General features: G+C 63.3%; 32 protein-coding genes, 1 tRNA gene and 2 pseudogenes. 32 read left to right on the top strand and 3 right to left on the bottom strand.

Translation table 11 applies throughout. The features are described 5' to 3' along the window. The first annotated feature begins 19 nt into the window (after positions 1–19). From HYN69_RS10550 to HYN69_RS10520, 7 genes are all read left to right on the top strand, one after another. The gene (locus HYN69_RS10550) at positions 20–1408 is read left to right on the top strand and encodes a hypothetical protein (RefSeq protein ID WP_108435702.1); all 1389 of its coding nucleotides are present in this window, start codon (positions 20–22) and stop codon (positions 1406–1408) included. Further along, positions 1408–1818 carry a hypothetical protein gene (locus tag HYN69_RS10545; protein ID WP_108435701.1) on the top strand — a complete coding sequence of 137 codons (411 nt, stop codon included), beginning with the start codon at positions 1408–1410 and terminating at the stop codon, positions 1816–1818. Before HYN69_RS10550 ends, HYN69_RS10545 begins: the two co-directional genes overlap by 1 nt. After that, entirely contained in the window at positions 1752–2246 is a 495-nt protein-coding gene (locus HYN69_RS10540) for a hypothetical protein (protein WP_216824590.1), read from the top strand. Before HYN69_RS10545 ends, HYN69_RS10540 begins: the two co-directional genes overlap by 67 nt. 68 nt (positions 2247–2314) lie before the next feature. After that, a complete protein-coding gene (locus HYN69_RS21715) occupies positions 2315–2440 on the top strand; it encodes a hypothetical protein (protein ID WP_268902871.1) in 126 nt (41 codons plus the stop codon). Then, positions 2437–2913 carry a lysozyme gene (locus HYN69_RS10530; protein ID WP_108435698.1) on the top strand — a complete coding sequence of 159 codons (477 nt, stop codon included), beginning with the start codon at positions 2437–2439 and terminating at the stop codon, positions 2911–2913. Before HYN69_RS21715 ends, HYN69_RS10530 begins: the two co-directional genes overlap by 4 nt. Next, a complete protein-coding gene (locus HYN69_RS10525; protein ID WP_108435697.1) occupies positions 2910–3185 on the top strand; it encodes a hypothetical protein in 276 nt (91 codons plus the stop codon). Before HYN69_RS10530 ends, HYN69_RS10525 begins: the two co-directional genes overlap by 4 nt. A gap of 233 nt (positions 3186–3418) precedes the next feature. Beyond that, on the top strand, positions 3419–3676 hold the full coding sequence (locus tag HYN69_RS10520) for a phage tail assembly chaperone (RefSeq protein WP_108435696.1): 258 nt from the start codon (positions 3419–3421) through the stop codon (positions 3674–3676). Here the strand turns inward: HYN69_RS10520 and HYN69_RS10515 are convergent. After that, complete coding sequence (locus HYN69_RS10515; protein WP_108435695.1) at positions 3673–4017, bottom strand: Arc family DNA-binding protein; 345 nt, start codon at positions 4015–4017, stop codon at positions 3673–3675. The genes HYN69_RS10520 and HYN69_RS10515 overlap by 4 nt on opposite strands. 120 nt (positions 4018–4137) lie before the next feature. Between HYN69_RS10515 and HYN69_RS10510 the strand changes: the two genes are divergently transcribed. The 8 genes from HYN69_RS10510 to HYN69_RS21710 all read left to right on the top strand — a co-directional run bounded on the left by HYN69_RS10510 (position 4138) and on the right by HYN69_RS21710 (position 6780). Next, the gene (locus HYN69_RS10510; protein WP_108435694.1) at positions 4138–4320 is read left to right on the top strand and encodes an Arc family DNA-binding protein; all 183 of its coding nucleotides are present in this window, start codon (positions 4138–4140) and stop codon (positions 4318–4320) included. Further along, positions 4317–4571: a hypothetical protein gene (locus HYN69_RS10505; RefSeq protein ID WP_159082427.1), complete on the top strand. Its 255-nt coding sequence runs from the start codon at positions 4317–4319 to the stop codon at positions 4569–4571. The genes HYN69_RS10510 and HYN69_RS10505 overlap by 4 nt, the downstream gene beginning before the upstream one ends. After that, positions 4568–4768, top strand: coding sequence for a hypothetical protein (locus tag HYN69_RS10500; RefSeq protein WP_108435692.1), 201 nt, complete (start codon positions 4568–4570; stop codon positions 4766–4768). The genes HYN69_RS10505 and HYN69_RS10500 overlap by 4 nt, the downstream gene beginning before the upstream one ends. Before the next feature lie 250 nt (positions 4769–5018). Then, the gene (locus HYN69_RS10490) at positions 5019–5276 is read left to right on the top strand and encodes a hypothetical protein (protein ID WP_108435690.1); all 258 of its coding nucleotides are present in this window, start codon (positions 5019–5021) and stop codon (positions 5274–5276) included. Beyond that, positions 5263–5469, top strand: a complete 207-nt coding sequence (locus tag HYN69_RS10485; RefSeq protein ID WP_108435689.1) for a MerR family transcriptional regulator — start codon at positions 5263–5265, stop codon at positions 5467–5469. The genes HYN69_RS10490 and HYN69_RS10485 overlap by 14 nt, the downstream gene beginning before the upstream one ends. 449 nt (positions 5470–5918) lie before the next feature. Then, positions 5919–6536 carry a tyrosine-type recombinase/integrase gene (locus tag HYN69_RS21400; RefSeq protein WP_230426378.1) on the top strand — a complete coding sequence of 206 codons (618 nt, stop codon included), beginning with the start codon at positions 5919–5921 and terminating at the stop codon, positions 6534–6536. A 15-nt stretch (positions 6537–6551) separates the two neighbouring features. Further along, positions 6552–6625: transfer RNA gene (locus HYN69_RS10475), tRNA-Cys, on the top strand. A gap of 20 nt (positions 6626–6645) precedes the next feature. After that, positions 6646–6780, top strand: coding sequence for a hypothetical protein (locus HYN69_RS21710; protein ID WP_268902870.1), 135 nt, complete (start codon positions 6646–6648; stop codon positions 6778–6780). Positions 6781–6911: 131 nt separating this feature from the next. Here HYN69_RS21710 and HYN69_RS20570 read toward each other — a convergent pair whose 3' ends face one another. Next, complete coding sequence (locus tag HYN69_RS20570) at positions 6912–7049, bottom strand: hypothetical protein (RefSeq protein WP_159082425.1); 138 nt, start codon at positions 7047–7049, stop codon at positions 6912–6914. 49 nt (positions 7050–7098) lie between these two features. On the opposite strand from HYN69_RS20570, the gene HYN69_RS10470 reads away from it, so the two are divergent. The 9 genes and pseudogenes from HYN69_RS10470 (at position 7099) to HYN69_RS10430 (ending at position 17438) form a co-directional block, all read left to right on the top strand. Continuing rightward, positions 7099–8268 carry an acyl-CoA dehydrogenase family protein gene (locus HYN69_RS10470; protein ID WP_108435687.1) on the top strand — a complete coding sequence of 390 codons (1170 nt, stop codon included), beginning with the start codon at positions 7099–7101 and terminating at the stop codon, positions 8266–8268. Next, positions 8265–9386 (top strand): CaiB/BaiF CoA transferase family protein, encoded by a 1122-nt coding sequence (locus HYN69_RS10465; RefSeq protein ID WP_108435686.1) that lies wholly within the window; start codon positions 8265–8267, stop codon positions 9384–9386. Before HYN69_RS10470 ends, HYN69_RS10465 begins: the two co-directional genes overlap by 4 nt. Positions 9387–9398: 12 nt before the next feature. Further along, positions 9399–10340, top strand: coding sequence for an N-carbamoyl-D-amino-acid hydrolase (locus HYN69_RS10460; protein ID WP_108435685.1), 942 nt, complete (start codon positions 9399–9401; stop codon positions 10338–10340). Between the two features lie 256 nt (positions 10341–10596). After that, positions 10597–12696, top strand: coding sequence for a hydantoinase/oxoprolinase family protein (locus HYN69_RS10455; RefSeq protein ID WP_108437154.1), 2100 nt, complete (start codon positions 10597–10599; stop codon positions 12694–12696). 3 nt (positions 12697–12699) lie between these two features. Then, entirely contained in the window at positions 12700–14484 is a 1785-nt protein-coding gene (locus HYN69_RS10450; protein WP_108435684.1) for a hydantoinase B/oxoprolinase family protein, read from the top strand. 3 nt (positions 14485–14487) lie between these two features. Continuing rightward, on the top strand, positions 14488–15408 hold the full coding sequence (locus tag HYN69_RS10445; RefSeq protein ID WP_108435683.1) for a LysR family transcriptional regulator: 921 nt from the start codon (positions 14488–14490) through the stop codon (positions 15406–15408). 19 nt (positions 15409–15427) lie between these two features. Further along, positions 15428–15727 (top strand): annotated as a pseudogene (locus tag HYN69_RS21925) (oxidoreductase); the annotation flags it as partial. Positions 15728–15918: 191 nt separating this feature from the next. Then, positions 15919–16608, top strand: coding sequence for an oxidoreductase (locus tag HYN69_RS21700; protein WP_268902869.1), 690 nt, complete (start codon positions 15919–15921; stop codon positions 16606–16608). Positions 16609–16850: 242 nt separating this feature from the next. Then, positions 16851–17438, top strand: coding sequence for an FAS1-like dehydratase domain-containing protein (locus HYN69_RS10430; protein ID WP_230426377.1), 588 nt, complete (start codon positions 16851–16853; stop codon positions 17436–17438). On the opposite strand, the gene HYN69_RS10425 is transcribed toward HYN69_RS10430, so the two are convergent. Continuing rightward, a complete protein-coding gene (locus HYN69_RS10425) occupies positions 17435–18394 on the bottom strand; it encodes an AraC-like ligand-binding domain-containing protein (protein ID WP_108435680.1) in 960 nt (319 codons plus the stop codon). The two genes, HYN69_RS10430 and HYN69_RS10425, sit on opposite strands and share 4 nt — an antisense overlap. Before the next feature lie 377 nt (positions 18395–18771). Between HYN69_RS10425 and capB the strand changes: the two genes are divergently transcribed. The 8 genes and pseudogenes from capB (at position 18772) to HYN69_RS10390 (ending at position 26741) form a co-directional block, all read left to right on the top strand. Then, positions 18772–20454, top strand: coding sequence for a caprolactamase subunit beta (gene capB / locus HYN69_RS10420; protein WP_230426376.1), 1683 nt, complete (start codon positions 18772–18774; stop codon positions 20452–20454). An 18-nt stretch (positions 20455–20472) separates the two neighbouring features. Next, positions 20473–21039 carry a hydantoinase/oxoprolinase N-terminal domain-containing protein gene (locus tag HYN69_RS21390; protein ID WP_230426375.1) on the top strand — a complete coding sequence of 189 codons (567 nt, stop codon included), beginning with the start codon at positions 20473–20475 and terminating at the stop codon, positions 21037–21039. After that, positions 21036–22610 (top strand): hydantoinase/oxoprolinase family protein, encoded by a 1575-nt coding sequence (locus HYN69_RS10415; RefSeq protein ID WP_230426562.1) that lies wholly within the window; start codon positions 21036–21038, stop codon positions 22608–22610. The genes HYN69_RS21390 and HYN69_RS10415 overlap by 4 nt, the downstream gene beginning before the upstream one ends. Then, a complete protein-coding gene (locus tag HYN69_RS10410; protein ID WP_108435679.1) occupies positions 22555–23274 on the top strand; it encodes a LamB/YcsF family protein in 720 nt (239 codons plus the stop codon). Before HYN69_RS10415 ends, HYN69_RS10410 begins: the two co-directional genes overlap by 56 nt. A 19-nt stretch (positions 23275–23293) precedes the next feature. Continuing rightward, positions 23294–23530: an acetyl-CoA carboxylase gene (locus HYN69_RS10405; protein ID WP_108435678.1), complete on the top strand. Its 237-nt coding sequence runs from the start codon at positions 23294–23296 to the stop codon at positions 23528–23530. 3 nt (positions 23531–23533) lie between these two features. Further along, positions 23534–24908, top strand: a pseudogene (locus tag HYN69_RS10400) (acetyl-CoA carboxylase biotin carboxylase subunit). Then, the gene (locus tag HYN69_RS10395; protein WP_108435677.1) at positions 24905–25780 is read left to right on the top strand and encodes a 5-oxoprolinase subunit B family protein; all 876 of its coding nucleotides are present in this window, start codon (positions 24905–24907) and stop codon (positions 25778–25780) included. Before HYN69_RS10400 ends, HYN69_RS10395 begins: the two are co-directional and overlap by 4 nt. Beyond that, the gene (locus tag HYN69_RS10390) at positions 25770–26741 is read left to right on the top strand and encodes a 5-oxoprolinase subunit C family protein (protein WP_108435676.1); all 972 of its coding nucleotides are present in this window, start codon (positions 25770–25772) and stop codon (positions 26739–26741) included. Before HYN69_RS10395 ends, HYN69_RS10390 begins: the two co-directional genes overlap by 11 nt. Positions 26742–26767 lie beyond the last annotated feature (26 nt).

Genomic DNA, 26767 nt, shown 5'->3' with positions numbered 1-26767 from the left:
CAGATACCAAGCCGAACGCTTGAGCGGCGCGGCACAGTTCGGCGGCGTGGGTTACGACCCGGCAACGCGGGGCACGTTCTTTGGCAAGCTGCGGGCGCGGTGGCCATACTACGCGGGGCGGGCTTTGCGCGTGGTGCAGGGTGAGCTTGAGGGCGGTGCGCTGGTCAACACCCGGACGCGAAATTTCATTCTTACCGAAATGACAGGGAGCGAAGATGGCCGGACTTGGACTTTTGAGGCAAAGGATATTCTGGCCCTTGCGGATGATGAAAAGGCGGTTTGCCCTAAACCGTCGAGGGGGGCGCTTGCGGCTGGAATAACCGATGTTGCCACAACCCTAACCTTGACCCCGGCGGGCGAGGGTGCGGCCTCTTATCCGGCAAGCGGTCGGGCGGTGATCGGTTCGGAGCTGGTGAGCTACACCCGATCGGGCGACGTGCTGACCCTGACCGGGCGCGGCTTGAGCGGGACCAAGGCGGCGGCGCATAGCGCGGGCGATGCCGTTCAACAGACGTTTTCCCCGGTGGCGATGCGGATTGACGACGCGCTTGAAATCCTCTTGCGCGATTATGCCGGGGTGCCAACGGCCTATATCCCCAAGGCAAAATGGGTCGCGGAAATAACGCGGTGGATGCCGCAAGTTTTGCTGACAACCGATGTTTGCAGCCCGACCGGCGTTGCCAAGCTGATTGCCGAATTGTCCATCTTGGGCATTGCGGTTTGGTGGGATGATGTGGCGCAGGAAATCGGCTTGCGGGCGACCCGTCCAGTTGACGGCGAAAGCGTCAAGCTCTTGTCCGATGCCGCCAATATCAAGGCGATTACTTTTGAAGATCGGGAAAAAGACCGAATTACAGAAGTCATGTTTTTTTCTGTCCAGCTCGATCCGACCAAGGCGGCAAACTCAACCGACAATTACGCCCGCGTCACCTTGACCCCGGACCTAGAGGCAAAGGGCGTCAACGCCTTCAATGATACCAAGATCCGAAAAGTCTATTGCCGGTGGCTGAACCAAGGCGCGGATGCGGTTATCACCGTCATTTCTAAGCGGGTTCTAAATCGCTTTGCAAAGCAGCCGATCCGCGCGCGCGTCCATCTCGATCAAAAGGACGGTGCAATAAGCTTGGTTGACGTTCTCGAGGTTCAAACCGGGGCGTTCCAAGATGCAACCGGGGCCTCGGGTAATCGCCGGATGCAGGCGATAGGAATTGCCGATCTTGTGCCGGGGCATGAAATCGAGGTCACAGCGCAGGATTTCGACTTCAACAGTAAATACGGCTACGCGACCGAAAACACCCGGCCCGCTTATACCCTGTCAACCCCGGCGCAAAAGCTGCGCGGCATGTATGCCTGCGACAATACAACCCTGAAAATGTCCAACGGCGACGAACCATATAGGGCGATCTAATGACCGATTATCTTACCTATACCCCGGCAGAATATGCGCCCGATGCCCCGGCAACAGCCCTGCATTTCCAGCGGTGGTTTGAAAACTGGCGGGCCGGATTTGAGGGCGCGGCGGGTGCCCCAAGGTTGCAAGACGCGGCGCTTGATACTGGCGCTTCAACGGCGGCGGGGCGGGCGTGGGTGGCTGCGCGTGTGATCGATCCGGGCGCGGGCGGGGTTGGAACGTATGCCCTTTTGCGCACGGTTTCCGGCACGTCTGCGATTACTGCGGGCGCAACCCTTGCCGGTTCGTCTTTGCAATATTCGTCTACGAGTAACTTTAGCGGCGGGACGCTGACAGGGACGTGGCGGGCGATGGGTTCGCGTGGCGCGGGCACGACCGATGCAACACTTTTCCAGAGGATTGCGTGATGGAAATCAGAAACCCAAAATTCAACAGGTTCGGCAGCATTGATTGCGAAATTCTGCACCCCGAATTTGGCTGGATACCGTTTACCGCGTCTGAAACTGACGTGGAGAAAGCGGGGCAAGATATCTACCGTTCCGCCCTTGAAATGCAGCCAGCCGAATTTGTTGCCGGTGATCCGTTGCCGATCGAGCGGGCGGCGATGCGGGCAAGCCGGTTCCAAGCCAAGGCGGCGCTTTATCAAGCGGGCCTCTTGCCTACGGTCGAGCGGCTTTTGAGCCAATCCGAAAACTTCATGCACAAGCTGGCATGGGACGAGGCGGGCGAATTCTACCGCGATAGCCCGACGATTGCCCATTTGGCCGGGGCGATGGACTTGGACGATTTGGCCGTTGATGAGCTTTTCCGGCTGGCAATGTCCATCCGTGCGTAATGACAAAAAGAAAGGGCGAGGCATTGATAAGGCGGGTAACTGACGGGGTGGCGGTCGGCGGAATTTCTATGCCGGTTTGGTGGCCGTCCCTCGAGCGGGTTTCAGAGGTCGCGGCGGAGTTGGTGCCGATCCTGTCGGCGGTATGGCTGGCCGTCCAGATTGCAGGCTACGCCCGCAAGCGGTGGATGCAATGAGGGGGCCGGGAAAGCTGGCCGGGGCAACGGGTGCGGCGGCGCTGGTGGTCGCGCTGGCCGTGCCGATGGTCAAGGCATGGGAGGGGCGGCGGCTTGCGGCCTATGCCGATCTAGTCGGCAAGGCCACGATCTGCGACGGCGAAACACGCGGGGTTCGCATGGGCGACACGGCGACCCCGGCGGAGTGTGACCGCATGACGGCGGCGGCGGTTGCGGAGTTCGAGGCGGCAATTCGGCCTTGCTTGCCCGGTGATCTGCCCTTGCCGTCGCGGGCGGCGTTTACGGTCACGGCTTACAATATCGGGGCCGATGCCTTTTGCGCCTCGAGCATGGCGCGGCGGGCGATGGCCGGAAATCTGCGCGGTTCATGTGACGCCCTGATGATGTGGACCAAGGCGGGCGGGCGCGTGGTTCGCGGGCTGGTCAACCGGCGGACGGCGGAGCGCGATCTTTGCCTTGCGGGGCTGCAATGATCCGGGCGGCGGCGGCGGTAATATTCGCCCTGGTGGTTCTGGTCGCGGTGCAATCGTGGCGGCTATCCGGGGCGATCGAGGAACGGGACGCGGCGCAGCTCGAGGCGGCGCGGCTGGTGGTGACTGAGAAGGCGCGACGGGAAACCGTTGCCAAGCTCGAGGCGGCGCAGCTCGAGGCGGCGCGGCTCGATCGGGAATTGCAAGAGGGGGTCGGGGCCGATGCGCCTTTGTCTGATTATCTGCGGCGCGGTTCTAGCAGGGTGTGGCCCTGACCCGTTGCCGATCATTCCGCCGGATATGCTGACCCCGTGCCCCGGATGGCAGGGCCGAACGCCCGCGACCGAAGGGGAGCTTTTGCGGGCGGGCGCTGCGGAGCGATCGGGGCGCTTGTGTGCGAACGCAAAGCTTGCGGCGGTGGCGACGATCGGGGGCGGCGGTGAATAACCTTACCCGGCTTCTTGTGGCGGCGCTTGAGCAAAGCCTAGCAACCCGCCGGGGGGTAAGGGTGCCTGAGGCGGGCGTGGTGTTCTGGCAAGCGTTTTCGGCGCTGTCTGACGGGCGGCGGTTTGCGCAGGGCGTGCCCTTGCCGATCACGGCGGCGGAGCTGGTGGCCTATGGGCAGATTACCGGCTTGCCGTTCGGGTCGCGTCACTTCGCCCTGATCCGGGCCTTGGATGCGGTTTGGTTGCAGGCGGCGCGGTCTGACCGTCCAGTTATCGCGGGTGAGCTTTCCGGCGATATCTTCGATGCGATCTTTGCCTAGCGGCGGTGTTTGACTTCGATTGTCAGGGTTCCCCCGTCCGAAGTCTTGGCGACAATATCGGCGTTCGATCGGTGGAAAAATTCGTTGATGGATTGCACGCGGGCGAAAAATTCAGCGTCATTTTCGGCGGCGTTGATGTGGCGGAATAGCTCGAGGATCGGGCGGTAATCCTCTGTTGGCTCGGGGTATTTCTCGAGAAGGGTTGCGACGATTTCCGCATTCATGCTGCGGCCTTCGTCCTCTGCGGCCTTCTTGATCCGTTCCCGCAAGCCGCCGGGTAGCCTGAGGTTGAATTGGTCTTGCGTGCCGCTTGGGTAGGTGTGGCGGATCGGATCGGGCATTTGGGAACCCCTTGGGCCGGTATGGTAGTAAGCTGGTATGAAAAAGAGCTTGCCGCAATAATAGTTAGTTACTACATCTTGGCGGGTGGTAGTGACTAACTATGAAAGGAAAGACCTAACATGAACCGCACCCCGCAATTCAACGTGCGCTGGCCTGAGCATATGCGCGACAAAATCAAGGCTTCGGCGGAGCGCAACCGGCGGAGCATCAACAGCGAGGTTCTCTTGCTGATCGAGCGCGGCTTTACCGTGCCGCAGGATCAACCCGACCTTGACGGAAAAGCCGAAGGGGTGGCGGCGTGAAAATGTCATTTAAGCCGGTTTGGCTGAACGTGTGCAGTTGCAAGTATGACGTAGCGGAGCTGCGGGACGGCCCCGGCGGCTGGCGCGTTGTCTGCGATCCTGAGCTTGGCGGGTGCGGCGCGGAAGGCGGGGCGGAAGCATCCCCGGCTTTGGCGGTTGCGACGTGGAACGGCGGCGGCGGTTCGGCGGCGGGCTTGGCCCTGACTGCGGCGGCGGCGCGGCGGGCGATGGCTGAGGGTGTGAGCGAATGAAGCGGGCAACGGAAAGCCGGGTGCGCGGCGCGGGTGTCGCGGCAATCGGTGCGGTTGTGCAAGCCCTGCCCGATGGCAGCACTTCGGAACGGATCATGGCGCTTTTCTGCGCAGCTAAGGCTCTTGGGCAATCGTCGGGCCTCGATCCGCACGGGCTGCACCAAGCGTTCGGAATTTTCCTTGAGGGGGAAGAATGATGAGCAATCAAGCGGATCATGCCTTTGATGGCTTGCGGTTCGAGGCGTGCCCCTGCGGCATGATCGAGCCTTGCAGCGGGTGGATGGCCCCGCCCTTGACCTACTACCTGCATTGCCCCGGCTGCGGGCATTGGGAGGAAGGCAACCGGGCGGAGCTGGTGGTTGCGCGGTGGAATAACAGGTGGCGGGCGGCGTCCTTGGCTGCGGGAATTGTTTGGGGTGACCCGAACGGGGCGCGGAGGGCTAGGGCATGAATGCGCGTGTCGGTGTGTTCCCCTCGATCGGGGAAACCGGGGCGCAACCCGGCGATGAGGTCTTGTGTGTCACAACGGACAACCCGGCCCGCTACACGGTCGGCAAGGTCTATGCCGTGGTGTCGCACCTAGGGCGCCCGCATGTGATCGGCGATCGAGCGCAAGACCCGGTTTCAAAGAAGAAGGCGGGCGACCCCATGCCGTTCGAGGGGTGGGGCGCAACATGGCGGACGGTGCGACATGGCAAAGCGTGATGAGCCGATCTTTGCAACGGAGAAGCGGGCGGCGCAGCTCTTGGACATGGCCCCCGCCGATCTTCGGCGGCTGGTCGCGGCAGGACACTTGCCCGGCCCCCGGAATATCGGGGGCCTCGAGCGGTTCGACGTGGCGGAGCTGGCGGCGGTGATCCGGGGGGAAATGATAGGCGGCGGGGCGATGCAATGGTGAGGCGACCAAAGGCAAAGCCCCTCGAGCCTTGGACCCCGGACGGGCGGCGATGGTATGTGCGGCGGGCCGGAAAGTATTTCCGCATTTCTGGCACGCATGGAACCGAAGAATTTGACCGGGCGTATTGGGATATAATCAACGGGCGGACGGCGGGCCGAACCTCTTGGGCGGAGCTGGTCAAGGCATACCGGGCGGGCGATCGGTGGTTGTCCCTTAAAACCCGGACGCGGGCTGATTATGAGCAGGTGCTTGAATACATCCTAGAGCGCAACGGCACTAAGGATGCGACCAAGACCCGGCGGGCCGATGTGCTTGCCGCCCTCGAGGCTAACCGGCATAGGGTGCGCTTTGCGAACCTCTTGCGCACGGTGCTTGTGGTCTTGCTGGAAGTCTCGATTGACTTGGGATGGCAGACGGAAAACGCAGCTCGAGGGGCGCGACCCTTGAAGATGCCGAAGGACCGGCAAGCCCCGCACCTTCCTTGGACGGATGAGGCGGTGGCGCTTTGGCGGGAAAAGGCGGAGCCGTTGCCCCGGCTGATCTTTGAGCTTGGGGTGGGGAGCGTCCAGCGGCCCGCCGATTGGTGCCGGTTCAAGTGGTCGGACTATGACGGCGAACGGCTCGAGCTGGTGCAGGGTAAGACCGACAAGGCGCTTTCCTTGCCCTGCACGGCGGAGCTAAGGGCGGCGCTGGACGCGGCCAAGGCGGCGGCGGGCGGCAACCCGAAGGGCGCGATCTTGCGCAAGCGCGACGGCGACCCGATGAGCTATAGGCCCTTGGCTTGGGTGATGCTGCAAGAGCGTAAGCGGCTTGGCCTCGAGGCGTTCGACCTGCACGCCTTGCGATACCGGGGGATCATGGAGCTGGCTTGGTCCGGCTGCGATGATGAGGAAATACAAGCCTACAGCGGGCACAATTCGCGGGCGATGGTGGTCAAGTATGCGGGGCTTGCGCGGCAAGTCATGCGATCGGACACGGCGGCGACCAAGCGGGCGAACAGATACGGAACAAAAAAGGACGTGATACGCGAAACGATACGCCTTGACGGCGACGGGGAGAAAACATAGTGAACGCAAGGCTCTGGCGGGTTGGCGGAGAGGTTACGCAGCGGATTGCAAATCCGTGAAGACCGGTTCGATTCCGGTACCCGCCTCCAGAGCTTTTCCCTGTATGATCTTGTCCGGCGGGCTTAACGTGCTGACGCAGCATCATCGGGCGGAGCCCTACATGCGAGACGAACTCTCATCGCTTAGACGCGGGCGCGATGCGATAGAGGCCTATCTGGCGTTCGGAGTGCTTATCCGCACGTGAAAGACGCGCTGACTGGCAGCCGGTTCCCCTCGTACGGGTTCGCGGCTCGGTTGGATTGTCGCCCAAGCTGTCAACGGCGAGGACATCTTGGAAACGATCTCAAGTCCGAAGGCAGAGTTTTCCGGCTTCAGTCAGGGTGAAAGGCTGGTGACGCCCGCTGATTTCGCCAGAATGATCGGGACGTTGTTGAAGATCGCGCCGCGTGGCCGTTCTTGGCTTCCTACCCATATCCCCAGCGGATAACTGGATGCGCCGAATACCGTCATCATCCACGCGGACTTTTCTGCCAGAAAGAAGTTGAGCGTTGCGAGGTGTTGAATGGGCCATCATCCCACGGCCGGATATGATGATTTGCGCCAAGGCGTGGCTGCGGTCTGCTCGGGTTTTCCGGGGAGCTATTGGCGCGATCTTGATGCACTGCGGGCTTATCCGGAAGACTTTGTCAGCGCGCTGATGCGCGAGGGGTGGCTGGCCGCGATGATCCCCGAAGAATATGGTGGATCTGGGCTAAGCCTCACGGCGGCAGCGGTGATCCTAGAGGAAATTCACCGTCAGGGCTGCAATGCTGCGGCCTGTCATGCACAGATGTATACGATGGGGACGGTGCTGCGCCACGGGTCGGACGCGCAAAAGCTGCGCTACCTGCCCGAGATCGCAGCCGGGCGGTTGCGCTTGCAGGCCTTTGGCGTGACCGAGCCGACAAGTGGCACCGATACGCTGGCCTTGCAGACCACAGCGCGGCGGGACGGGGGCCATTACGTCATCAACGGGCAGAAGCTGTGGACCAGTCGGGCCGAGCATTCCGACCTGATGGTGCTGCTGGCGCGCACCACGCCGCGCGAACAGGCAACGTCTCGTACCGAGGGTTTGTCCGTGTTTCTGGTCGATCTGCGCGGGCTGGACGGAGTGACGATCCGGCCGATCCGCACGATGATGAACCATGCCACCACCGAAGTGTTCTTCGAGAATGTCCGCGTCCCCGCCGATGCGCTGGTGGGCGAGGAGGACAAGGGGTTTCGCTATATCCTGTCGGGGATGAATTCCGAGCGCATCCTGATTGCGGCCGAATGTATCGGGGATGCCAAGTGGTTTTTGGAAAAAGGGTCGGCCTATGCCCGCGAGCGCGTGGTGTTCGGGCACCCGATCGGGCGCAATCAGGGGGTGCAGTTCCCGCTGGCGCGGGCCTACGCACATATGCTGGGGGCCGAGGCGATCGTCTATCGTGCCGCCGCGATGTATGATGCAGGTCAAAATCCTGGTGTCGAGGCGAATACGGCCAAGATGCTGGCCGCCGATGCGAGTTGGGAGGCGGCAGAGGCCTGCCTGCAGACCCACGGCGGCTTTGGCTTTGCCGAGGAATACGACGTGGAGCGCAAGTTCCGCGAGGCGCGCCTGTATCAGGTGGCCCCGATCAGCACCAACCTGATCCTATGCTATATCGCCGAACAGGTGCTGGGCCTGCCCAAAAGTTATGGACCATCGGCATGAGCCGCGATCTAGAGGGGCTTTTGGTCGTGTCGCTGGAGCAGGCCGTGGCGGCGCCGCTGGCAACCGCGCGTCTGGCGGATGCCGGGGCGCGGGTGATCAAGGTCGAACGGCCCGAGGGCGATTTCTCGCGGGGGTATGACCGGCTGGTACATGGCGAAAGTGCCTATTTCGTCTGGATCAACCGCGGGAAAGAATCGATCTGCCTCGACCTGCGGGAGGGTGACGATCTGGCGGTGCTCAAGCGGATGATCGCGCAGGCGGATGTGTTCGTGCAGAACCTTGCGCCCGGCGCGACCGACCGGCTGGGCGTGGGGGCCGCGGCGATGCGGGCCGCGCATCCGGCGCTGATCTACGTGTCGATTTCGGGTTATGGCGAAGACGGGCCTTTCCGTGATGCCAAGGCCTATGACATGCTGATTCAAGGCGAAAGTGGGCTTTTGTCGATCAATGGCACACCGGAGGGTGCAGCGCGGGTGGGAATTTCGGTCTGCGATATCGCGGCCGGGGAAACGGCCTTTGCCGGCGTGCTGCAATCCTTGATCGCGCGGGGGCGGACAGGGCAGGGCCGGCATGTCGAGGTCTCGTTGTTCCACACTATGGCCGACTGGATGAATGTTCCCTATCTGCAGGCCGCCTATGGTGGCGTAGCGCCGGGGCGGGTGGGGTTGCGGCATCCCTCGATCGCGCCCTATGCGGGTTTTGCCTGTGCCGTAGGGGGCGAGGTGCTGCTCGCGGTGCAAAGCGACCGCGAATGGCAGGCCATGTGCACTGATGTAATTGGGCGGCCCGACTTGGGGCAAGATCCGCGCTATGCCACCAATGTGGCCCGCGTCGCGCATCGCGACGAGGTCGAGGCGCTGATCGCGCCGGTGTTGCAACTGTTAACCCGGGACGCGGCGATCGATGTGCTGCGCGGGGCGGGCATCGCCTGTGCGCGGGTGGCCGATCTGGACGATTTGCAGGCCCATCCGCAGGCGCGGCATGTGACGGTGGACAGCCCGACTGGCCCCGTGCGGATGATGGCGCGGGGTGTGCGCTTCGACGATGGCGGCATCGGCACGGGGCCGGTGCCTGCCAAGGACGAACACGGGGTGGCGCTGCGGCGCGAGTTTTCCTGAGAAGGTGCGGGCATGGCACGGCATTTGATCACGGCAGCGGCGCAGATGGGGCCGATTGGGCGTTCCGAGACGCGGATCGATACCGTGCGGCGGCTGGTTGCAATGATGCGCGAGGCCAAAGCGCGAGGCTGCGAGCTTGTGGTGTTTCCCGAACTGGCACTGACCACGTTCTTTCCGCGCTGGATGATCGAGGACGAGGCGGAGCTGGACAGTTTCTACGAGGCCGAGATGCCTTGTGCAGCCACGATGCCCCTGTTCGACGAGGCGCAGCGGCTGGGGATCGGCTTCAACCTTGGCTATGCCGAACTGGTAGAGGAAGGCGGGGTGAAGCGGCGGTTCAACACCAGCATTCTTGTCGATGCTTCGGGCCGGATCATCGGGAAGTACCGCAAGGTGCATTTGCCCGGCCATGACGCTCCGCAGGCGGGGCGGGCGTTCCAGCATCTGGAAAAGCGGTATTTCGAACCGGGCGATCTGGGCTTTCCTGTGTTTCGTGGCTTTGGCGGGGTCATGGGCATGGCGATCTGCAACGACAGGCGCTGGCCGGAAACCTATCGGGTCATGGGCTTGCAGGGGGTCGATATGGTCATGCTGGGCTACAACACGCCCTTCGACCACACCGGCGACGAGGCCGTGAACAGCCTGACGCTGTTTCATAACCACCTGTCGATGCAGGCCGGGGCCTACCAGAACGCGACCTGGGTGGTGGGCACGGCGAAATGCGGGACCGAGGAAGGGTCGCGCATGGGCGGGCAAAGCGTGATCATCGCGCCCTCGGGCGAGATCGTGGCGCAGGCGGTCACGGTGGAAGACGAGGTGATCACCGCGAAGTGCGATCTGGATATGGGGCGCATCTACAAGGAGACGATCTTCAACTTCGCCCGCCACCGCAGGCCGGAACATTACAGGCTTATCGTCGAGCGGACGGGGGCGATCCTGCCGCCGGAAGGCTGAGTGAGCGCCCGCATGTTGTGCACCGTAGGTGGCTTTGGTGCGAAAGCAGTTATCGGCTTGCGGTATGGCTGCTCGACGGGTTGTGCGTTGAACGCATAGCGAGTACTGCAAATCCCTGCAAACATTCAATTTTTCGTGGACTCTATTTGGGGTTTCGCCAGGACTGCCCGGCGCGGCGGTATGCAAAATCCGCTTTGTGCGGGGGCGGTTCCGTGTCTCAATCGTCCGAACGATGCACAGCGGCGGAGGGTTCGGGATGATACGTGTCGGTGTCGATGTCGGCGGGACGTTCACGGACCTTGTGCTGGAGGAGGTCGAGGCGGGCGGCAGGCAGCGGGTGTTCACGCATAAGGTGTCGTCTACCATCGCGGACCAGTCGATTGCGGTTGTGCGCGGCGTGGTCGAGCTTTGCGCCATCGCGGGCGTGCAGCCTACACAGATCGACGCGCTGTTTCATGGCACCACGGTCGCAACCAACATCGTGATCGAGAGGAACGGGGCCGAGGTGGGGATGATCACCACACGCGGCTTCCGCGATATCCTGCATATGGGACGGCACAAGCGGCCGCATAATTTCAGCCTACAATTCGATGTGCCTTGGCAAAGCTCGCCCCTGATCAAGCGGCGCAACCGGATTGTGGTGGACGAGCGCATCTTGCCGCCGACGGGGCGGGTCGAGACGGCGCTGGCGCTGGATCAGGTCGAGGCGGCGGCGGAACTGTTCGCGGAACGGGGGCTGGATGCGGTGGTGGTGGGGTTCCTCTATTCCTTTCTGAACCCCGACCACGAGATGAAGGCGGCCGAGATCGTGCGGCGGGTGCTGCCGGATGCGTTCGTTTGTGCCTCCTGCGAAGTGGTGAACACGATCCGCGAATACGAGCGGTTTTCGACGGCGGCGATGAACGCTTACATCGGACCGAAAGTGGCGCGTTATCTCGACAACCTGAAACGGCGGTTGGCCGAAGCGGGAGTGAACGCTTACGTCCGCATCATGCAGTCGAATGGCGGTGTCACCACGGTTGAACAGGCGAGCCGCAACCCCGTGGGGCTACTGTTGTCGGGGCCTGCAGGCGGGGTGATCGGGGCGCGTTGGACGGGCGAGGCTTGCGACCAGCGCGAGATCATTACCATCGATATCGGCGGGACCTCGGCCGATATCAGCGTGATCCGGAACGGCGAATTGACGATCAAGAACCCACGCGACACCGAGGTTGCCTATATGCCCGTGTTGGTGCCGATGATCGACATCGACGCCATCGGCGCGGGGGGCGGGTCTATCGCCTATGTCGACAGCGGCGGCGCGTTCCGCGTGGGGCCTAAATCGGCGGGGGCGGAACCGGGGCCGGCCTGTTACGGAAAGGGCGGCACACTTCCGACGGTGACGGACGCGCAGGTGGTGCTGGGGCGGTTGGATCCCGAACATTTCCTTGGCGGAGGTCTGCATATCGACGCGGCACTGTCGGAAGCGGCGATCAAGACGCATCTGGCCGACCCGATGGGGCTGAGCGTGAAGGATGCCGCACTGGGGGTGTTGAAGATCATCAACAACACCATGGCCTTAGCTATTGCGTCGAACTCGGTAGCGCGGGGGATCGATCCACGCAATTACAGCCTCATGGCATTTGGCGGGGCGGGCCCGCTGCACGGGGTGGCGCTGGGCCAGATCATCGCGGCCAAGAATGTGATCGCGCCGCTGCATCCCGGGATCACGGCGGCGATGGGGCTGTTGGTGACCGAGCCGCGCTACGAGTTCACGCGGTCGTCGCTGACCATTTTGCAAGCGGGCAGCGAGGGGGATTTCGCGGTAGCGAATGCGGCGTTCGACCATTTGCAGGCCGAGGCTGCGGCGCAATTGGCAGCGGACGGGTTCGCGCACGAAGGGCAGCGGTTCGAGCGGATCGCGGAATGCCGTTATGTGGGCCAAGGGTTCGAGTTGCGGGTGGCAGTGCCCGAGGGGCCGTTTACCGCTGCCACCGCACAGGAAATGGCGCGGCGGTTCTTTGTGGTGCACCGCACGGAATATGGCCATGCCTTCGAAGATCAGGCGGTGCAGATGGTGACTCTGCGTGTGATAGGGTCGTCGCGGTCGGAAACGCTGCGTTTGCCGGTGCTGGAAAAGGGTGGGCGGCGCAACTCGTCGGAAGCGGCGCTCTATGCGCGGCCCACCACATTCGACGATGGCGAGACGATCCAGACCCCGCGCTTTGACCGGATGAAGCTGCGGGCGCAGGATACGGTTGCGGGGCCTGCGGTGATCGTACAGCAGAATTCCACCACCATCGTGCCGCCGGGATTTGTGGCGACGGTGATGAAACTGGGCGATCTGGTGATCGCCCGCACGGACGGGGAGGCCTGAGCCATGACGACGATCACCAAGACCATCGATCCGATCACGCTTCAGGTCATCGGCGGGGCGCTGCATGCCATCGCCGAACAGATGGGCAACGTGCTGTATCGCATGTCCTATTCGTCGATCATCCGCGAAAGCCAAGACCTTGGCGCGGGGCTGTTCGATCTGGATTACAACACGCTGTGCGAAAGCGATTCCACGCCGATGCATATCGGGTCGATCCCCGGTTATCTGCGCGGGATCGAGAAGAGCATTCCAAAAGGTGACTGGCGCGAGGGGGATGTGGTGATCCACAACCACCCCTATTTCGGGGCCAGCCATTCGCCCGACATCGGGATCGTCATGCCGATCTTCTACCATGGCGAGCTGGTGGGTTTTTCGGCCAATACCGCGCACCATCTCGATATCGGGGCGGCCACGCCGGGGCTGATCATTGATGTGCCAGATGTCTTTGCCGAAGGGATGCTGCTGAACGGGCTGAAGCTGGTCGAGGCGGGCAAGCGGAACGATACGCTCTGGCGCTATATCAGCGGCAACACGCGGGTGCCCGGGCTGGTGATGCGCGATCTGGAAGCGCAGATCGCTTCGGCCGAGTTGGGCGTGAAGCGGTATTGCGAGTTGATGGACAGCTATGGCCGCGACACGGTGGAGCAGGCGGCCAAGCAACTGATGGACTATTCCGAAACCATGCTGCGGCGCGAAATCGCCAAGATACCGGACGGGGATTACTTTGCCGAAGGCTTCATGGATGACGACGGCCGCACGCGGGGCGTTCGCCTGCCGATCAAGGTGACGGTGCGGGTGCGCGGCGACGGGGTCGAGGTCGATCTGACCGGATCGTCGCCGCAGGTGCCGACCGCGTTCAACGTTCCTTTCGAGGGCTCGACCAAGGTGGCGTGCTACTTTGCCTTTCGAGCACTCTTGCTGGATACCTATACCCATCAGGAATACATTCCGCAGAACGAAGGCTCGTTCCGCCCAGTCACGGTGACCGCGCCCCTTGGGTCGATCTTCAATCCCATCGCGCCTGCGGCCTGCGAGGCCCGGTTCAACCAGATACAACGCGTGGTCGATCTGATCATCAAGGCGCTGGCCCCGGTGCTGCCCGACAAATGCACCGCCGGAAACGCCGCCTGCCTGTCGTTTGCATCCTATTCGGGGCTGCGCGACAGCGGGGATTATTGGGTGCTGATCGAGGTGAACGAGGCGGCGATGGGGGCGCGCCCGCAATCGGACGGGCCGGATACGATCGAGGAGTTGATGCGCAACACCCGCAACAATCCGCTGGAAGACCTTGGCATGCATTTGCCGATGATCTGCGACCGCTACGAAATCCGCGACGATGTGTTCCCGGGTGCGGGGGAATATCGCGGCGGCATGGGGGTTGTGAAGTCGCAACGCTTCCTGACGCCGGGGTTCATGACGCATGAGAGCGACCGGAACGAGGATGTGCCGTGGGGCATCTTTGGAGGGCACGAGGGGGCGACGGCCATCGTGCGGATAGAGAATTCGGTCAGCGGGGCGCCTGCGCGGGATGTGGATGCCAAGTTTTCGGGGATGCGGGCCGAGTTGGGCGATGTGGTCACCTACCTTTCGCCCTGCGGCGGGGGCTATGGCCATCCGTTGAACCGCGATCCGGCCAAGGTGCTGGACGATCTTCTGGACGGCTATATCACGCTCGACCATGCACAGCAGGTTTATGGCGTGGTCTTCGAGCCGGTGAAGAACGGTTACGGCTGGGGGCTGGACGCGGGGGCGACCGATGCTTTGCGGGCGCGGATGCGGGCTGCATAGGCGGTGGAGTTTCTGGACCTGCACTACTTCGTCAGCATCGCCGAGACGGGGAGTTTCACCAAATCGGCCTTGCAGAACAACATGGCGCAATCGGCGCTGAGCCGCCGCGTGCGCGATCTAGAGGAAGAGTTGGGTACGGCTCTGTTCTATCGAAACGGGCGGGGCGTGGTGTTGACCGATGCGGGCGAGGTGTTTCTGGCCCGTGCGCGCGGGATCCTGGCCGAGCGCGAGGCGCTGCGTCAGGATATGCGCGCGTCGGCCGGTGAATTGGACGGTACGGTGAAGCTGGCGGTGCCGCCGTCGGTCGGGCTGGTGCTGCTGGCTCCCTTGCTGCGTCAGATACGGGCCGAACTGCCGCGCGTGCGGATGCGCGTGATGGAGGGGTTCAGCGGCCATGTGGCCGACTGGCTCGCTGCGGGCAAGGTCGATCTGGCGGTGCTTTACAAGATGAAGTCGAGCGCGCTCTTGGATGCCGAACACCTGTTGTTCGAGGATATGTTCCTGATTTCCGCCCCAGATGCGGCGCCCTTGGGCGACCCCTCGGGCGTGACTATGGCCCAGATTGCGGCGGAGGAATTGGTCCTGCCCGGCCCGCCGCATGGTCTGCGTGTGCTGGTCGACGACGCGGCAGCTAAGGCGGGCATTACCCTGAACGTCTCGATAGAGCTGGAAACCCTGCCAACGATTCACGATCTTGTCGGCACGGGCGGCATCCGCACCATCCTTCCGCTGACCGCCGTAAGCCGCGAATTGCAGGCGGGGCGCTTGATGGCGCAGCGTATCCTGCCCTCGATAAGCCGCGAGTTGATCCTTGCCCATGCGCCGCATCGCGCCGCAGCCCCCGTCACCAAGGCGGTGGTGCGGCTGATCCGCGCACAGATTTCCGATCTTGTACGGTCCGGCGTTTGGGCTGGACGGTTGTAACCTAGAGGAGTTTCGATAGATGGCCGAAGCCTTTCCCACCCTGTTCTCGCCCGTCACGCTTGGGCGTGTCACCTTGCGCAACCGGATCGCTATGGCGCCGTTGACGCGGCAGATGGCGGATGCAGATGGCACGCCGACCGACGAGATGGTCGCCTATTACGCCCGCCGCGCGCGGGGCGGGTTGGGTCTGATCGTGACGGAAGGCACATATGAACAGGATGCGTTCCAGTCGCGGGCATACCTGTCGCAGCCCGGCATCGCGAATGCGGCGCATGTGGCGGGGTGGAAGAAGGTATGCGATGCCGTGCACGAGAATGGTGCGAAGATCGTCATCCAGCTGATGCATGGCGGACGCGTCTGCGATCCGCGCACACTCGGGGGTGAGCCTCCGGTCAGTGCTTCGGCCACGCAGAGCGGGGGTGGACGCTTTACACGGACAATGACTACGAAAAGACGATCCGCAACATTCAGGGCGACTGGCCGAAGGTCACGTTCGGCAAGGCGCGTGAATTGTCGGTTGCCGAATTGCACGCCATTGCGGACGGGTTCGCCGCAGGGGCGAAGCGGGCGGTCGAGGCGGGGGCGGACGGGGTCGAGGTGCATGGGGCCAACGGCTATCTCCTCTGGCAGTTCATCACGCCGAAAATCAACCTGCGGACGGACGAGTTCGGCGGCAGCCCCGAGAACAACGTGCGCTTCGCCAAGTTGATCGGAGAGAAGATTCGCGCTGCGATCGGGCCGGACAAGCTGCTGATCCTGCGGCTGTCGCAAGACGGGGTTGACGATTTCACCGGCGCTTGGCCGGGCGGCACGGCCTATGCCGAGGCTGTGGGGGCTGCGCTGAGGGAGTCGGCTTACGATGCCTTGCACTGGGCGAGCTTCGATTACCTCGACAACCGCTTTCCTGCTGATCCGACGCCGATGCCGACCGTGCTGAAACGCGCTTCGGGCAAGCCCGTGATCACCAATGGCGGTATTGCCGAGGGGGCCGATGCGGAAGCGGCGTTGACATCTGGGGCGGCGGATATGGTGGCGCTCGGCCGCCCGCTCTTTGCCCATCCCGACTGGCCCTATATCGTGCGGTCGGGGGCGGCCTATCCGTGGTTGCCGTTCGACCGGAAATACGTGATCCAGCCGCCGCTGGATTTTGGCCACGCTTATCCGATGGGGCTGGTCGATCCGAAGTGGCCGCAGCCGTAACGCGGGGGGCGCATGTCTGCATTTGACGACTGGATCGGGTGCGGGTCGCGGCGGGTGGATACACTCTCGGTGCGGCTGATCGCGCAGTATCGCGCCACCTTGCCTGACCTTGCCGATGGAGAGGTGCCGACGGGAATGTTCTGGACGCTGTGCCCTGATGCCTATTCTCCTGCCGATCTGGGCCGCGACGGGCATCCTCGGCTGGGGTTGGAGCTGCCGCCCTTGCCGCTAACGCGGCGGATGTGGGCGGGGGTGAGATTGCGTTCCACGGCGCGCTTTGTGCAGGTGACGAGGTGGTGCGCGACAGCCGGATCGAGCGGATTGCGGAAAAGACCGGGTCGACGGGTCCGTTGATCTTTGTGTCGGTGCGACATGATTATAGCGTCGGCGGGGCGGTTGTCTTGTCCGAGCGGCAGGATCTGGTCTATCGCGAAGACCCCGTGGCGGGGACACCGCCGCCGGCATACCCCGATGCGCCGGACCTTGGGCCGCCTGCCGCTATGCTGCCCCTGTTGGCCGATCCGGTGCGGTTGTTCCGGTTTTCGGCCCTTACCTTCAACGGGCATCGCATCCATTACGATGCCGATTATGCGCGGGATGTGGAAGGCTATGCGGGGCCGGTGGTGCACGGGCCGTTGCAGGCGGTGGCGATGATGGTTCTGGCCGGTCGTGTGCTGGGGCGGGTGCCGGAGCGGTTCAGTTATCGCGGGCTGTCGCCGTTGACGCTGGGGCAGGAAGCGTTGGTCGAGGCCTATGGCGGGGCGGAAGGGCTGGAGATGCGCGTGCGGCGCGTGGGCGGGCCGGTCACGATGACGGGTAAGGCCGTCTAAATCGTGCGGCTGGCGCGGTAGCTGCTAGGCGTCTGGCCGAACATGGCCTTGAACAGACGCGAAAACTGCGCCTGATCGGAGAAACCGAAGCGATAGGCGATGTCGGACAGAGGGCCCGGATTGGCCATGTGCAGCAGGTCACGTGCGGCGTGCAGGCGCTGTTCGCGGATGAATTGCGAGACGGTCAAGTTCACCTCGGCGAACAATTCGTGCAGGTAGCGTTTCGAAATCCCGATACGGTCGGCCACGATCTCGGGCGAGAGGCCGGGATTCGAGAGGTTCGACAGGATCACCGATTGTGCGCGGCGGCGGTGACCTTCGCGCACCGACGAGGCGGCGCCCGTTTCGACATCGCTGCTGCGGTCGAGCGTCAGGGCCAGAAGTTCGACCAGCTGACGCCCGATGACGCTGCCCGCCACGGGGTCTACGGCGGTTCCTGCTACGGTCTGGTGCTGGATCTGCTGGGCCATGGTGGTGAAGACCGACCCTATCCCTTCGCGTCCGTTGAAGACGAGCGCGCAGAAACGGTCGGGGTTTCGCAGTCTTTCGGCAAGGATGGGCTTGGCGAGTTTGATGACGCACAGGTCGTTCGCGGCGCCATAGGAGAAGCGGTAGGGTTCGTCGCCGCGTTCGAGGATGAAACCGCCCGGATCGCAGCGCACCTCGCGTCCCGACTGGCTGAATTCGACGGGCGACTGACGCGGGATGGTGATGAGATATTGCTCTTCGGTGGTGCGCGAGATGTGGCGGCGGTGCCGTTCGTATTGCACCGACTCTGTCTGCAGGCGGGACAGCGACAGGTCGCCTAGCGTGCCGGATTCGAGCCGACCTTCGAAGCGGGCTGCGTCGCGGAAGGTCAGGTCGAGCGGGAAGTAGGCCTGCGCAATGACGGAATTCCAGTGATCGGCGCGGGCCGATGCTGGAAGACCGTCTGTGCTGTGCGTCCCGTTGGCCACGTTTGCGTCCGCTTTTTGCGTTTAGGGTCAATGATCGTCCTTGCGGGGAAGAAGTCAATTCCGCAGCGGCATGACGGCGATGTGAGGCGATCTTTCGCGTGCAAAGCAGCACTCGGGCACGCTGGGTGACAAATGCTTGTGCGCTGAGCGTCAAGACGGGGGGCGGGGAAGGGGGCAACCTGTATCGCAATGAATGACAAGGCTGGGATTCGGCCGGAGACAGGGAGATTCCGACACTTCCCCTGCCTGGAGGCGGGCGGTGTCGCCCTGTGCCGGCGGGCTCGCGCGCTGCAACAGGAGACAGTAATGGCCAAGAGGAACGTCGATCCGATCACGCTTTCGGTAGTGCGGGGGTGCTCGAGACAACGCAGCGCGAGATGACGCTTGCATTGGAGCAGACCGCGCGGTCATCTGTGTTCAACCTTGCGCATGACTATTCCACGGCGCTGTTCAATCACCTGCCCGAGATGATCTTGCAGGGGCAGGATATTCCGATCCACCTTGGATCGTTGATCCCCGCGATGAAATCGGTGGCGAAGTATTTCGAGGGCGACATCCATGATGGCGATCTGATGTTGCACAACGATCCGGCTTACGGCGGGTCGCACATCATCGATACCTGCATGTATATGCCCGTGTTCTATCAGGGCGAGCTGGTGTTCTGGACGGTGTGCAAGGGCCACCTGACCGATATCGGCGGGCCGGTGCCTGCGGGTTATAACCCGAATGCCACCGAGATCTACGCCGAGGGGCTTCGGATTCCGCCGATCAAGATCTGGGATCAGGGCAAGCCGCGCCATGACGTGATGAACATGATCCTGTCCAACATGCGCGCGCGCCGCGATCAAGAGGGCGACTTCAACGCCTTGATCGGGGCCTGTCAGGTGGGGGCGCGCAACCTCAAGCGGCTGATGGACAAATACGGCAAAGATATGGTTCAGGACTGCATCGCCGAGCTTCTCGACATGGCCGAACACCACATGCGAAGCCTGATCGCCGAGGTGCCCGACGGCACCTATACCGGCACCGCGATCCTTGAGGACGCGGGCCATGGCTATGGCGATTTCGAGATAACGGCGACGGTGACGATCAAGGGGGACGGTTGCCACATCGCCATCCAGTCGCCGCCGCAAATACCCTATTTCATCAACAGCTACGAAGGAAACAGCCATTCGGGCGTCTACCTTGGCCTGATGATGTTCGCCCAACTGCCGCCCCCCTATAACGAGGGGCTGTATCGCTGTGTCAGTACCGACATGGGTCCGAAGGGGACGCTGTGCAACGCCAAGTCGCCTGCGCCCCATATGAATTGCACCACGACGCCGATGGAGACGCTGACCGATGCCGTGCGTCTGGCATTCGAACAGGCTGCCCCGCACAAGGTTTCGGCAAGCTGGGGCCATGCCAACGGCTGCAACATCGCAGGCTGGGACAAGCGCCATGACGAGGAATATGTGACCATGGTGCTGGCGTCGATCATCTCGGGGGCAGGAGCCACGTCGCAGGCCGACGGCTGGCACGCGGTGGGGCCGGAATGCTGCTTCGGCGCGCTGACCAGCGGCGATATCGAGATGCTGGAGCACAGCTATCCCATCATCATCCACCGCTATTCGCTGATGGAAGACAGCGGCGGCGCGGGGAAGAACCGGGGCGGGTCGGGCACCTGCTGGGAGGTCGAACCGCTAGACAGTCCCATGACGCTGATCACCTTTGGCGAGGGGCGGCGGATACCGGCAATGGGGGCTGCGGGGGCGAAATCGGCCATGGTGTCGAAAAAGGTCGGGCGGCTGGAACTGACGCGCAACGGTGCGACCCAGATCATCACCGACAACGTGATCGAGACCATCCAGCCCGGCGAGCGGGCCGCCAACAAGAACCCCGGCGGCGGGGGTTACGGCAACGCCTTTGAACGCGATGTGCAGAAGGTGGTCGAGGATGTGCGGAACGGTCTGGTCAGCCTCGAAGGAGCGCGGCTCGACTATGGCGTGGTGATCATCGACCGCGACACGCTGGCGGTCGATACCGCCGCGACCGCTGCCCTGCGCGCAACCGCTGCCTGACGGACAAGGAAGAACACCATGCAGAACACCTATCGTCTTGGCATCGACGCCGGCGGCACCTTCACCGATTTCATCCTTGCCGACCGCACGGGCGAGGTGCGGATTTTCAAGGCGCTTTCCACCCCGCAAGACCCCACACAGGCCATCCGGAACGGCTTGGCGCTGATCGAGGAAGAAACGGGGATCACCGCGACCGAGATCGTGTCGAACGCCGATCTGTGCATCAACGGCACGACCGTGGGTCTAAACGCGCTGATCCAGCACAAGGGCGCGCGAACGGGGCTGATCGCGACCTCGGGGCACGAGGACAGCATCGAAATCCGTCTGGGCCACAAGGAAGACGGCTACCGCTACGATCCCGAATATCCGCCCGCCCGAATGCTGGTACCGCGCTATCTGCGGCGCGGCGTGCGCGAGCGGGTGGTGTCGACCGGAGCGGTTCACACACCCCTGCACGAAGAAGATGTGCGCGATGCCTGCCGCCATTTCCTGCGCGAGGGCGTGGATTCGGTGGCCATCAGCTTCGTCTGGTCGGTGCTTCACCCGAACATGAGCTGCGCGCCGCCGATATCGTGCGCGAGATGATGCCCGGCGTGCGCCTGACCGTGGGCAGTCTGCTGTATCCGCAGGTGCGCGAATATACCCGCACATCGACAGCCATCGTGAACGCCTATCTTGCGCCGATCCTGTCGCGCTATGTCGAAGCGGTGGACGGCTATTTCCGCAGCCTCGGTGCGAAAAATCCGGTGCGCTATTTCCAGTCGAATGGCGGGTTGGCGCTGGGGTCGGTGGTCAGCGACCAGTCGGTCTATGCGATCAATTCCGGCCCCGCCTCGGCCCCGCAGGCGGCGCTTTACATCGGCGAGCCCTGGGGCTTGCAGAACATCATCACCGTCGACATGGGCGGCACGTCTTTCGACATCACGCTGACGCGGGACGGTCGGGCGAATGTATCCAAGAACATCGACTTCCTGCGCTATCGCATCGGGATTCCGATGATTCAGGTGGAAACGCTGGGGGCAGGCGGTGGGTCGATCGGCTGGATCGACAGCATGGGTCTGCTGCAGATGGGCCCGCAATCGGCGGGGTCCGAACCGGGGCCTGCCTGCTATGACCAAGGCGGCGACAAGCCCACAACCACCGATGCGAACCTTGTGCTGGGCTATCTGAACCCCGATGGTCTTGTGGGCGGGCGCTTGCCGCTGGCGGTAAACCGCGCAAGAACGGCCATCGACGCGGGGCTGGCCAAGCCGCTTTCCCTGAGCATCGAACAGGCCGCTTACGGCATGTTCACCATCGTGAACAACAACATGGTCAATGCCATCCGCCGCGTGTCGGTGGAACGCGGCTATGACCCGCGCGATTTCGTGCTGAACTGCGCGGGCGGGGCGACAGGGGCGCATATCACGGCGCTGGCGCGCGAAATGGGCATCACGCGGGTGCTTGTCTCGAAGCTGGCTTCGGGGCTGTGCGCTTACGGGCAGATCATCTCGGACGTGAAATACAACTACATGGCCCCCGCGCCTGTGCGTCTGGAAGGAGCTGCGGCAGCGGCGAAACTCGACGGGCTTTTCAAGGGGCTGGAAGCGCGCGGCGTGACCGACCTGAAAAAGGACGGCTTTACCGAAGACCGCATTTCCATTCGACGCAGCCTTGATATGCGCTACGTTGGACAGGTGCATGAATGCACCGTCGATGTCGATCCCTTCGCACTGGACGAGGCGGCGCTGGAACAGCTCAAGGCGGCCTTCCATGCGCGGCACGAAGAGCTTTACACCTATTCCGAACCCGCTAGCGTGGTCGAGGTGGTGAACGTGGAAAGCGCGATTTCGGGGCGGGTCGACAAGCCGCGCCGGATGAGCATTGGCAAAGGGGCAGGGGCCGACAAGGCCTTGGCCGGAACGCGCGCGATGATCTTTGCCGCCGATGGCGTGGCACAGGACACGCCGGTCTATGCGGGCGACAAGCTGGGCGCGGGTGACCGCATCATCGGCCCTGCCGTGATCGAGGAAGTGACCACCACGCTGGTGGTGGAACCGGACTGGACGGCGGAACTGACGGAATCGGGCGTCTATCTGCTCGACTATACGGGGGTGCTGCATGACCATCATCAACTGCGACATGGGCGAAGGCTTCGGCCTTTACCGCATCGGTGACGACGAAGGGCTGATGCCGCTGATCGACGTGGCCAACGTGGCCTGCGGCTTTCACGCGTCAGACTTCAACCACATGCGCCGGACGGTGCAGCTTGCCAAGCAATGCGGCGTCAAGGTGGGCGCGCACCCGTCCTTGCCCGACCTGCAAGGCTTTGGCCGCCGCGAGATGAAGATCGGGCGCGAGGAACTGGTCAACTGCATGATCTACCAGATCGGCGCGTTGAAAGGTTTTCTTCAGGCCGAAGGCATGGCGCTGAACCATATCAAACCGCACGGGTCGCTTTACGGTATGGCGGCACGGATGGAAGATGTGGCCCATGCGGTGGCCGATGTGGCCGATATCTTCCGCGTGCCGCTTTACGGCATGGCGGGCACGCTGCACGAAACCGTCTACACCGCACGGGGCCATGCCTTTGTGTCGGAATTCTACGCCGACCTCGATTACAATGATCAGGGCGGGTTGATCATCACCCGCGAACACGCCGCGACCGACCCGGATGCCGCAGCCAGCGCCTGTCTGCGGGCAATGCGCGACGGGGTGGTGCGCTCTGTGGGCGGTGTTGACGTTCCCGTGCGCGCCGATGCGATCTGCGTGCATTCCGACACCCCGAACGCCGTGCAGGTGGCGCAAGCCGTGCGCGCGGCAGTCACCTCGGCCGCTTGAAAGACAAAGGAAAAAGACGATGACCAAGCAAATCCTGTCCCCGCTTCCCGGCACCTTCTACCGCCGCCCCTCGCCCGACAAGCCCGCCTTCAAAGAGGTGGGCGACAGCGTGGCCGTGGGCGATGTAATCGGCCTGATCGAGGTAATGAAGTCGTTCAACGAGGTTGCCGCCGATCAGGCGGGCACGATCACCGCTTTTCCGGCCGATGACGAGGAACCGGTGATGGCGGGCCAACCGCTGGTCGAGCTGGGCTGAGCGATGGCACTGCGCAAACTGCTCGTCGCCAACAGGGGCGAGATCGCGGTGCGGATCATCCGCGCCGCGCAGGAACTGGGGATAAAGACGGTTGCTGTCTACAGCCTTGCCGATGCCGACAGTCTGGCCGTCAAACTGGCAGACGAGGCGGTGCCGATCGGCCCCCCGCAGCGGCGAAATCCTACCTGAAGATCGACACGATCCTTGAGGCTGCGCGCCTGACAGGGGCCGATGCGGTGCATCCGGGCTATGGCTTTCTGGCCGAGAACGCCGATTTCGCCGATGCGGTGGAAGCGGCGGGGATGGTCTGGGTCGGCCCCAAGGGCGACAGCATCCGCGTGATGGGCGACAAGGTCGCCGCCCGCATCGCCGCCGAAGCGGCAGGCGTGCCCGTAGTGCCGGGGTCAGATGGCCGCGTGGACGACGCCGATCAGGCCCGTGCCATCGCCCTTGCCATCGGCTTTCCGGTGATGATCAAGGCCGCCGCAGGCGGTGGCGGGCGCGGTATCCGCATCGCGCATGACATGGAAGAATTCGAACGCCTGATGCCGCAGGCCAGTGCCGAAGCGAAAGCCGCCTTTGGCGACGGCGGGCTTTACATGGAAAAGGTGATCGAACGCGCCCGCCATATCGAGGTGCAGGTGCTGGGCGATGGCAGCAGCGCCGTGCATTGCTTTGAACGTGAATGTTCCTTGCAGCGCCGCAGGCAAAAGGTGTGGGAAGAAGCGCCCTCGGCCACCCTGCCGCAAGACATCCGCGAACGGCTGTGCGCGTCAGCCGTGGCCTTGGCCGAGGCGGTGGGCTATCGCGGGGCGGGGACGGTCGAGTATCTGTATGACGATGCCGCCGACCAGTTCTATTTCATCGAAATGAACACCCGTATCCAGGTCGAACATCCGGTGACGGAAATGGTCACGGGCATCGATCTTGTGCGCGAGATGCTTCGCATCGCGGGGGCGAGCCGCTGCGCTACCGGCAGGAAGATATCCGCCTGACCGGCCACGCCATCGAGGTGCGGATTTGCGCGGAAGACCCGTCCAAGGGATTTCAGCCCGCACCCGGCACCATTTCGGCGCTGCGGGTTCCGGGGGGCGCAGGGGTGCGCTTCGATACGATGCTGTATCAGGGCTACACCGTGCCGCCGTTTTACGACTCGCTGCTGGGCAAGCTGATCGTCTGGGACGAGGACCGGCCGTCGGCCATTGCCCGGATGCGGCGGGCGTTGGACGAATTGGCGGTCGAAGGGCTGCCGACCACAGCACCCTTGCACAAATTGCTGGCCCGTGACGCCGATGTGGCGCGGGCCGATTTCCACACACGCTGGCTTGAGCCGTGGCTTGAGCGGAACGCACATCGGCTGGAGGGGAAAGCTGAATGAAGACAAGATACTCCTATGGCGGCGACGAACATATCTTTGTCGAGTGCGACGAGGAAATGTCGCTGGAAGCCTTTTTCAAGGGCATGTCCATCACCAGCGCGCTGCGCGAGGCCAAGATCAAGGGCGTGACCGAGATTTGCCCTGCGAACGCGTCGTTTCAGGTGCGTTTCGATCCCGACGTGATCTCGCCCGAGGCGATGATGGCCGAGTTGAAGGCGCTGGAGGCGGCCGCGCAGGCGGCGCCTTCTACCTTGCAGACGCGGATCATCGAGGTTCCGGTGCTTTACAACGATCCGTGGACGCACGAAACGCTGATGCGGTTTCGCGAACGGCATCAGGACCCGACCTCGACCGATATCGAATACACCGCGCGGATCAACGGGCTTGATGGCGTGGACGGGTTCATCAAGGCGCATTCCGGCGCGCCGTGGTTCGTGTCAATGGTGGGTTTCGTTGCGGGATTGCCGTTCCTCTATCAGATGGTGGATCGCCCGCGGCAGATCCAGTCGCCCAAATACCTGCGCCCGCGCACCGATACCCCGCGCCTGACCGTGGGGCATGGCGGCTGCTTTGCCTGCATCTATTCGGTGCGGGGTGCGGGGGGCTACCAGATGTTCGGCATCACGCCCATGCCGATCTATGATCCGAACCAGACGGTCCCCTATCTGCGCGATTTCATGTGCCTGTTCAGCCCCGGCGATATCGTCAAATGGAAGCCCATCGACCGCGCCGAATATGACCACACGGTGGCCGAGGTCGACGCGGGCCGCTGGATGCCGCGCATCGCCCCGGTGAGTTTTTCGCTGACCGAATTCCAGAAGGATATCGACGGGACCAATGCCCGTATCATGGAGGCTCTAAATGGCCATTAATGTCATCAAGCCGGGCCTTTCGACGACGGTGCAAGACCTTGGCCGTCCGGGGTATTACCATCTGGGGATTCCGACCTCGGGCGGGATGGACATGCTATCGCTGGCGGCTGCAAACCTTCTGGTCGGCAATGACTCAGGCGCAGCGGTTCTGGAGGCGGTGTTTCTGGGGCCGGAACTGGAATTCACAGCCGACGCCATGGTTGCCGTGACCGGAGCGGATATGCCACCGAAGGTGGATGGCGAGGAGCGGGCGGCTTGGACTGCGTTCATGGTGAAGAAGGGGCAGGTTTTGTCCTTCGGGTTCCTGAAGGCGGGGGCGAGGGCCTATATTGCGGTGTCGGGCGGGATCGACGTGCCGGTCGTGCTGGGGTCGCGGTCGACTTATACTTTGGGCGCGCTGGGCGGTTTCGAAGGGCGCAAGCTGGCGGCGGGCGATGTGTTGCCCGTAAGCGCGGGGCGCGGCGTGACCGAAGGGCGCAGCCTGCCCGAGGCGTTGCGGCGCAAGCCCGGCACGCCTGCGGAATTGCGGATGCTGCCGGGGCTTTATTGGCACCGCATCACTGAAGCAGCGGGCAAGACCTTTTTCGAGGATACGTGGAAGGTCGCGCCTGAGGCGGACCGTATCGGCTACCGGTTCAAGGCGGGTCATCCGCTGGAGTTTGCCGACCGCGAGCAGCCCTTTGGCGCGGGGTCGGATCCGTCGAACATTGTGGATGCCTGCTACCCCTATGGCTCGGTTCAGGTGCCCGGCGGCACCGAACCCATAGTGCTGCACCGCGACGCGGTTTCGGGCGGGGGATATTTCATGCTCGGAACCGTCGTGTCTGCCGATATGGACCTGATCGGGCAGTTGCAGCCCCATACGCCGACCCGTTTCGTCAAGGTGACGATGGAGCAGGCCTTGCAAGCGCGCCGCGACCGCAAGGCAGTGCTTGACGCCATCGGCGCGGCACTGGTCTGAAGGGGGCGACCGAAACGGGGCGGGGG

The sequence above is a fragment of the Gemmobacter aquarius genome, from assembly GCF_003060865.1.
Classification (GTDB): Bacteria; Pseudomonadota; Alphaproteobacteria; order Rhodobacterales; family Rhodobacteraceae; genus Paragemmobacter; species Paragemmobacter aquarius.
Note: the sequence above shows the minus strand (reverse complement) of the source record. Positions and strands in the feature narration are given on the sequence as shown.

Excerpts from the sequence above, each read along its gene's own strand:
- HYN69_RS10390 (WP_108435676.1), top strand. The coding sequence starts at position 25,770 with ATGGCCATTAATGTCATCAAGCCGGGCCTTTCGACGACGGTGCAAGAC.
- HYN69_RS10500 (WP_108435692.1), top strand. The coding sequence starts at position 4,568 with ATGAAGCGGGCAACGGAAAGCCGGGTGCGCGGCGCGGGTGTCGCGGCA.
- HYN69_RS20570 (WP_159082425.1), bottom strand. The coding sequence starts at position 7,049 with ATGATGACGGTATTCGGCGCATCCAGTTATCCGCTGGGGATATGGGTA.
- HYN69_RS10415 (WP_230426562.1), top strand. The coding sequence starts at position 21,036 with ATGATGCCCGGCGTGCGCCTGACCGTGGGCAGTCTGCTGTATCCGCAG.
- HYN69_RS10465 (WP_108435686.1), top strand. The coding sequence starts at position 8,265 with ATGAGCCGCGATCTAGAGGGGCTTTTGGTCGTGTCGCTGGAGCAGGCC.
- HYN69_RS10530 (WP_108435698.1), top strand. The coding sequence starts at position 2,437 with ATGAGGGGGCCGGGAAAGCTGGCCGGGGCAACGGGTGCGGCGGCGCTG.
- HYN69_RS10490 (WP_108435690.1), top strand. The coding sequence starts at position 5,019 with ATGAATGCGCGTGTCGGTGTGTTCCCCTCGATCGGGGAAACCGGGGCG.
- HYN69_RS10525 (WP_108435697.1), top strand. The coding sequence starts at position 2,910 with ATGATCCGGGCGGCGGCGGCGGTAATATTCGCCCTGGTGGTTCTGGTC.
- HYN69_RS10545 (WP_108435701.1), top strand. The coding sequence starts at position 1,408 with ATGACCGATTATCTTACCTATACCCCGGCAGAATATGCGCCCGATGCC.
- HYN69_RS21715 (WP_268902871.1), top strand. The coding sequence starts at position 2,315 with ATGCCGGTTTGGTGGCCGTCCCTCGAGCGGGTTTCAGAGGTCGCGGCG.
- HYN69_RS10515 (WP_108435695.1), bottom strand. The coding sequence starts at position 4,017 with ATGCCCGATCCGATCCGCCACACCTACCCAAGCGGCACGCAAGACCAA.
- HYN69_RS10485 (WP_108435689.1), top strand. The coding sequence starts at position 5,263 with ATGGCAAAGCGTGATGAGCCGATCTTTGCAACGGAGAAGCGGGCGGCG.
- HYN69_RS10460 (WP_108435685.1), top strand. The coding sequence starts at position 9,399 with ATGGCACGGCATTTGATCACGGCAGCGGCGCAGATGGGGCCGATTGGG.
- HYN69_RS10405 (WP_108435678.1), top strand. The coding sequence starts at position 23,294 with ATGACCAAGCAAATCCTGTCCCCGCTTCCCGGCACCTTCTACCGCCGC.
- capB (WP_230426376.1), top strand. The coding sequence starts at position 18,772 with ATGACGCTTGCATTGGAGCAGACCGCGCGGTCATCTGTGTTCAACCTT.
- HYN69_RS10510 (WP_108435694.1), top strand. The coding sequence starts at position 4,138 with ATGAACCGCACCCCGCAATTCAACGTGCGCTGGCCTGAGCATATGCGC.
- HYN69_RS10455 (WP_108437154.1), top strand. The coding sequence starts at position 10,597 with ATGATACGTGTCGGTGTCGATGTCGGCGGGACGTTCACGGACCTTGTG.
- HYN69_RS10470 (WP_108435687.1), top strand. The coding sequence starts at position 7,099 with ATGGGCCATCATCCCACGGCCGGATATGATGATTTGCGCCAAGGCGTG.
- HYN69_RS10450 (WP_108435684.1), top strand. The coding sequence starts at position 12,700 with ATGACGACGATCACCAAGACCATCGATCCGATCACGCTTCAGGTCATC.
- HYN69_RS21390 (WP_230426375.1), top strand. The coding sequence starts at position 20,473 with ATGCAGAACACCTATCGTCTTGGCATCGACGCCGGCGGCACCTTCACC.
- HYN69_RS10410 (WP_108435679.1), top strand. The coding sequence starts at position 22,555 with ATGACCATCATCAACTGCGACATGGGCGAAGGCTTCGGCCTTTACCGC.
- HYN69_RS21400 (WP_230426378.1), top strand. The coding sequence starts at position 5,919 with ATGCCGAAGGACCGGCAAGCCCCGCACCTTCCTTGGACGGATGAGGCG.
- HYN69_RS10395 (WP_108435677.1), top strand. The coding sequence starts at position 24,905 with ATGAAGACAAGATACTCCTATGGCGGCGACGAACATATCTTTGTCGAG.